The organism is Petrotoga halophila DSM 16923 (assembly GCF_002924615.1).
Window position 1 is genome coordinate 1 of the sequence record NZ_JALY01000024.1, and the last position, 5,785, is coordinate 5,785.

The window sequence follows — 5,785 nt, forward strand, 5'->3', positions numbered from 1 at the left end:
CCCGTTATTTTAAAAGATAGCATTATAATCAAAGAATTACTATTCAGCTTTTTTGTCCAATGCTAATTTTTCTTCATTTTCTGAGTATCTTCTCATCCTTACTTTGTAGTTATATACACCTCTTTTTGAAGGATATTTCTCAGCGTAGCCTTCCTCATACCAAAGTTTATCGGCATATTTTTTCCATTCTTCGGCAAGTTGATCTAATTCAGGGGCTAATTCATTCACGGTCCTCTCGCTTCCGGGATGCTGTGGAATAGCGTTGAACTTCTTTACCATTGCCCTGAATACCTTCGGATTATCTATTATAGGGCATGGCCTAAACAAATTATTGGAATATGGAATGGTTCTCTTATAAGCCTCAAAAAATGGTGATTTTAATATATCTACAATTCTTTTTTCCCTTATATTATCCACAGCAAACTGTTGGAAGACACATGGTTCAGCATAACCTTTGGCGTTTATATGTAAATACTTAGATCCTGCTGCTAAACAACCATTGGTTAAGAAACCGTGATTCCAAAAATCGGCAACAAACGCAAACTTTCCACCTAACCTTAACTCTTCCAATTTGTAAAATCTTTCGTACCTTTGTTCGGGAGTTGGCACCAAATCCATTGACGCATCTGCTCCTACAGGCATAAATTGGAAAATCCACGCGTAACTCACATTGTTTTCTTTTAAGTACTCCCAAAAATCATCGTTCATTATTGCATCGTGATTCTTTCTCGTTGCCGTGACGGAGGCTCCATATATAACACCATTTTCACTCAAGAGCTTCCAAGCATTCTGAATTTTTTCAAAAACCCCTTTACCTCTTCTCCAATCGGTATCGGCTTCATACCCTTCCACTGAGATAGCCAATGTAGCATTACCTAATTCTGCCAACTTTTTAGCGTTTTCTTCATTAATCAAGGTCCCATTCGTATAAAGCAAAAAGAAAGAATCATTAAACTCTTCGAGAACATCAAACAGATAAGGATAGACAAATGGTTCTCCACCTGTTATAATGAAGAAATAGATACCCAAATCATTGAACTGTCGAATTACATCAAAAATTTCTTCTTTGGAAAGCATGTACTTGTGTCCATACATAGCAGCATAACAACCCACACATCTGAGGTTACATGCATATGTTGGAGAAAGCACGGCTAATTTGGGGAGTACGATCCCGTATTCATGCATCTTTTCCTGTCTTGTTCTTTCACCAACTGCAAATTCATTAATGATTAAATTGTTTATTATTTTTTCAACAACTTTGGGATTAGATCTTTTGAATAAATCAGCCCAGTTCACGAGCATTGGATCATGATTTTCCGCCCCCGTTGCTAATTTTCTAAGTCCACTTTTTGCAGGTTCCTTAGAGAATTTCGATAAAGTCCATAACAATTTAGCAAGTTGATCCACATCAGAATTTCTTACGACACCGGCTATTAATTTAGAACTTTGTTTAAGTAACATGTTTTTCATTGAATCCATAACTGCCATACCGGACACCTCCTAATTTTTGTTTTCATCCGTAAGACTTAAAATCATTTTTTTTAAATTATCCCTTATCTCATTATCAGAGAATTCTACACCTACTGCCCTGTATATAACTAAACCATCAAACATCGCTTGTAACATAAAAGCTTTCGTTTTCGAATTAAATAACTTTTCAAATCTGCTAAGGATCTTTCCATAATTCTCTTTAAATGTTTGAGTTAAAATTTGCATCATACTTGGCTCATGTGTCGAATTCATCAAAATTTCAAACAGTCGCATCAATTCTTTTGAAGGAAAAGTATTTAAAATTTCTGAATAAAGATTCGCATAAAAATCAGCACTCTCTTCCGCACAATCCTGAGTGGGATTAGATTCCTTGTCTTCAAAAAAATTTTGGACTTTTTCTAACAGCGCACTAAAAGCAGAAACAATTAGCGAATTTTTATTTTTGAAATAGTTATATATAGAACCTTTAGACAAATTACACGAAAGAGCAACATCTTCCATCGTTAGATTTGTCAAACCTTTTTCGCTTATTAATTCTAAAGTTTTTTCTGCTATGTATTTTTTGCGTTCTTGTTTATCCAAAACCTTTACCCCTGTGTTAATTTGGATCACCTCTTTTTCCTGACTGACTGGTCAGTCATTTAGATTATAAACTATTGTGAAAAATAATTCAAATATGACTAAATTTATCCGTTTATTACCGTACGTTTTATAATAAGATATAATACTCTATTTATAATGGATAGACAGCATATATATTAAACAGAATCAAAATCGTACTTTTTTAACTTAATATTTTCTGAAAAGACATTTTATTTACATATTGTTGCTGAAAATGTTACTCTTTTATGCTCTTTTCAAGTTGTCCGGAGCCTCCCTTTGCTTCGCTACCTACCTTTTTTATAATCTTTTTTATTTTTAAAGTGTCTTACTAAAAAAATATAGCTCTAAATTCCCGGTTATGTTATAATTTAAATGTAGAAAATATTTTTCAAAAATTATAAGGTGGGAAACAAATGCAAGTAGTGATAGTCAGGGTTGACGAAATTGGTCTAAAAAATAAGAACAAAATGTTTTTTATGCATAAACTCAAAGACAACATTCAAAGCAAAATTTCGCAGAATTTCATTTTCAGGGTTAACAATAACAGAATATATCTAATTTCTCAACAAAATATGGGAATAACCGTTAAAGATGTAGATATTCTAAAAAAGATTTTCGGGATACATTCGTTTTCTATAGCCGAAAAAACTGAATCAAATATAGACTCAATTAAAATTCAAGTCTATAAAGTAGCAAAAAAATCTCTTGAAAACAATAATTATAAAACTTTTAAAATAAGTGTCAATCGAGCCAATAAATCATTCCCTTATAACAGCCAAGAATTCGCTGGTATAATAGGTGAGTTTATACTGAATAATTTCCCCCAACTAAAAGTTGATTTAAATCATCCAGAGCTTAATATAGAAATAGATATTAGAAAAGAGGGTACGTTTATATTCAACAATCGTTTAGAAGGACCAAGTGGATTACCTGTTGGTACATCTTCAAAAGGAACCGTTTTGTTGTCAGGAGGGATTGATAGTCCAGTAGCCACTCTTTTAATGATGCGACGGGGAATGTCACTAAATGCTGTGAACTTTTATAGTCCACCATTTACAGGTCCTAAATCTTTAAGTAAAATTTTGAAAATTGGTTCTATAGTATCTGAATATACTTCTTTTCCTTTTTATTTATATGTGGTACCTTTAACTAAAATCCAACTTCTTTTAAGAGATATAAAAGAAAATAAATATTCAGTCATTCTACAAAGAAGATCTATGATGAGGATTACCAATAAAATTTCTGATATTACAAACACAAAAGTTTTGGTTAGTGGTGAAAATTTAGGGCAAGTAGCCTCACAAACCATAGAAAATCTACTAACGATTTCTGACTCAAGCCAAAAAGTCGTTTTAAGACCACTTATAGGTTATACAAAAAACGAAACCATTAAATTATCCCATAAATTTGGATTGTATGAAACATCTATTTTACCATACGAAGACTCATGTAGCGTATTTATTCCTTCTAAACCTGCCACTAAATCAGATACAAATCACATAAAATCAATTGAAAATTCTTTACCAAATTTAGGCGAATTAGAAGAAGAAGCCTTAAATGATGTTAAAAAATACAAAATTGAAGATAGTAAAATCTCAGAAATTGATCACTTTGAATCATAGTCTTACGTATATTACAGAAAGGGGACAAAAAAGGAGGACATTCGATGAAAAAGGTATTAGAAACAATAAAGGCAGTTCTCTTCACAATATGGTTAATTATCGGATTTTTTGGCGTTGTTATTGTATATGGAAGTTATGTATTGATAAAAGCAAATATTTTGGAAAAGCGGAAAGGGTCTAAAGCCTCTCAAGAATATATTAGAACAGTTGTATCTTGGTTTGGAAAGGTTACTTTTAAATTTTTAAATAGTAAGATTTCGGTTTTCGGTGAAGAAAATATACCAAAGCAAGGGCCTTACGTAATAGTATCGAACCATCAAAGCATATTCGATATTCCTTTAATTTTAGGTTATATTTATCCCACAGCTTTTATAGCAAAAAAAGAGCTTGCTATGATTCCTATACTGGGAAGTTTTATTAAAAAGCTTGGGTCTATCTTTATAGATAGAAGTAATTCAAAAAGTGGCGCTATAGCTCTTAAAAAATTCGCAAAATTATCTCAATCAGGAGAAATAATATCGCTTTTCCCCGAAGGAACAAGGAGTTTAGACGGTCAAGTAGGTGAGTTTAAGAATGGAACTCTTTTAATACCTTTTAGGTATAATATAAAAATATTACCTGTCACAATAGACGGGACTATCAAAATGAGCAAAAAAGGAAGCGCGTTTATCAAACCTTCGAATATTAATTTATTCATACACGAGCCAATTGAACCAAAACACTTTGCTAGCGAAGGAGAATTAAGAGAATGTCTCAAAAGTATTATCAGTGAAAAGATTACAAGTGAACCTCAGCTTGCTTTGAAAGAGACATGAACATAATTTCAGTTTCTTAAAGGAGGTTTTAAACCATGAAAAAAGTAAGCAATGTTACCATGGGAATAGATAAAGTCTCAAATTCACCAATAGTTTTTTTGAAGGTAGAAGATACAAACTTTGTTGTACCAATATGGATAGGGCCATGTGAAGCTGGAATCTTGGCTTTAATATTGAGAAACGAAGATTTTGAAAGGCCTTTAACTCATGATCTCATTGGCAATGTCCTTCAACAACTCAAGGCAAAAGCCATTAAGATAGAAATTGACGAATTCAAGGAAGATATTTATTATGCAAAATTAATTTTAAAAAATAATGATTCCAAAGAGATCTATATCGATGCTCGACCCTCCGATTGCATTATTTTATCCTTAAAATACAACCTACCTATTTACATAGAAGAAGAAATAGTATCCGAACATGGTATTGAAGCTTCTTTTATAACCACAGAACAAGAAACCGAATTCAGACAAGAAATTGAAAATTTCGATATAGACGAGCTAAGAAGGAAGTTTGAAAATAAAAATAAAAAAGATCAAGATGACGAATAATTTATTTATTAGTGCGAGGTGGATCAATGGAATTTCTAAAATTACCTGAGTTTAAAAATATTTTTGACAAGAAGATAATGGATTTTTTTGAAAATTTAGACCTGGAAAACCATTTAAAAGACCCGTTGTTTTATTACATAGAAAACGGAGGTAAGAGACTAAGACCATGGATTATATATAACTTTGGGCAAATCGTTTCTGCAAATAAAAAGAATTTATTGGATATTTCAATAGCTGTCGAAATTTTACACTCCTCATCACTAATACATGATGATCTACCTGCTTTAGACAACGCAAAGTTAAGAAGGGGAGGACTCGCAAACCATTTAAAGTTTGGAGAATATAGAGCTATACTAGCGGGAGATTATGGATTCACTCTCCCACTACAGATTATTGCTAATTTAGATAATATAAACGACAGAAATAAATTTCTTTTAATGGATTATTTTATAAAAACCATTTTAAAATTATTCCAAGGAGAAACGGAAGACTTAATCTTTGAAAAAGAAGTTAGAGATGTGAGCGAAAAAGAAATTCTTGGGATGTATTCAAAGAAAACGGGGGCGGTCTTTGGATTTTGTTTTGCATCTCCTTTTTTATTAACAGGGGAAGTACAGCTAGCTAAAAAAATGAATACAATAGGAACTAATTTCGGTGTTTCTTTCCAAATTTTCGATGATTTGAAAGATTTATTTACTACGGA

6 protein-coding genes are annotated in these 5,785 nt (G+C 32.1%); 4 read left to right on the top strand and 2 right to left on the bottom strand.

Annotation, left to right across the window (positions count from 1 at the left end):
• Window positions 1–39: 39 nt before the first annotated feature.
• Entirely contained in the window at window positions 40–1,488 is a 1,449-nt protein-coding gene (locus AA81_RS01140; RefSeq protein WP_103897925.1) for a radical SAM/SPASM domain-containing protein, read from the bottom strand.
• A gap of 12 nt (window positions 1,489–1,500) precedes the next feature.
• Window positions 1,501–2,073, bottom strand: coding sequence for a TetR/AcrR family transcriptional regulator (locus AA81_RS01145; protein ID WP_169999573.1), 573 nt, complete (start codon window positions 2,071–2,073; stop codon window positions 1,501–1,503).
• Between the two features lie 434 nt (window positions 2,074–2,507).
• On the opposite strand from AA81_RS01145, the gene thiI reads away from it, so the two are divergent.
• The 4 genes from thiI to AA81_RS01165 form a co-directional block, all read left to right on the top strand.
• Window positions 2,508–3,716, top strand: a complete 1,209-nt coding sequence (gene thiI / locus AA81_RS01150) for a tRNA uracil 4-sulfurtransferase ThiI (protein ID WP_103897927.1) — start codon at window positions 2,508–2,510, stop codon at window positions 3,714–3,716.
• Window positions 3,717–3,760: 44 nt separating this feature from the next.
• Window positions 3,761–4,531, top strand: a complete 771-nt coding sequence (locus tag AA81_RS01155) for a lysophospholipid acyltransferase family protein (protein ID WP_103897928.1) — start codon at window positions 3,761–3,763, stop codon at window positions 4,529–4,531.
• A 35-nt stretch (window positions 4,532–4,566) separates the two neighbouring features.
• Complete coding sequence (locus AA81_RS01160) at window positions 4,567–5,082, top strand: bifunctional nuclease family protein (RefSeq protein ID WP_103897929.1); 516 nt, start codon at window positions 4,567–4,569, stop codon at window positions 5,080–5,082.
• A 26-nt stretch (window positions 5,083–5,108) separates the two neighbouring features.
• Window positions 5,109–5,785 (top strand): polyprenyl synthetase family protein (locus AA81_RS01165; protein WP_103897930.1); only part of this gene is annotated, 677 nt, incomplete at its 3' end.

Excerpts from the sequence above, each read along its gene's own strand:
- AA81_RS01140 (WP_103897925.1), bottom strand. The coding sequence starts at position 1,488 with ATGGCAGTTATGGATTCAATGAAAAACATGTTACTTAAACAAAGTTCT.
- thiI (WP_103897927.1), top strand. The coding sequence starts at position 2,508 with ATGCAAGTAGTGATAGTCAGGGTTGACGAAATTGGTCTAAAAAATAAG.
- AA81_RS01155 (WP_103897928.1), top strand. The coding sequence starts at position 3,761 with ATGAAAAAGGTATTAGAAACAATAAAGGCAGTTCTCTTCACAATATGG.
- AA81_RS01160 (WP_103897929.1), top strand. The coding sequence starts at position 4,567 with ATGAAAAAAGTAAGCAATGTTACCATGGGAATAGATAAAGTCTCAAAT.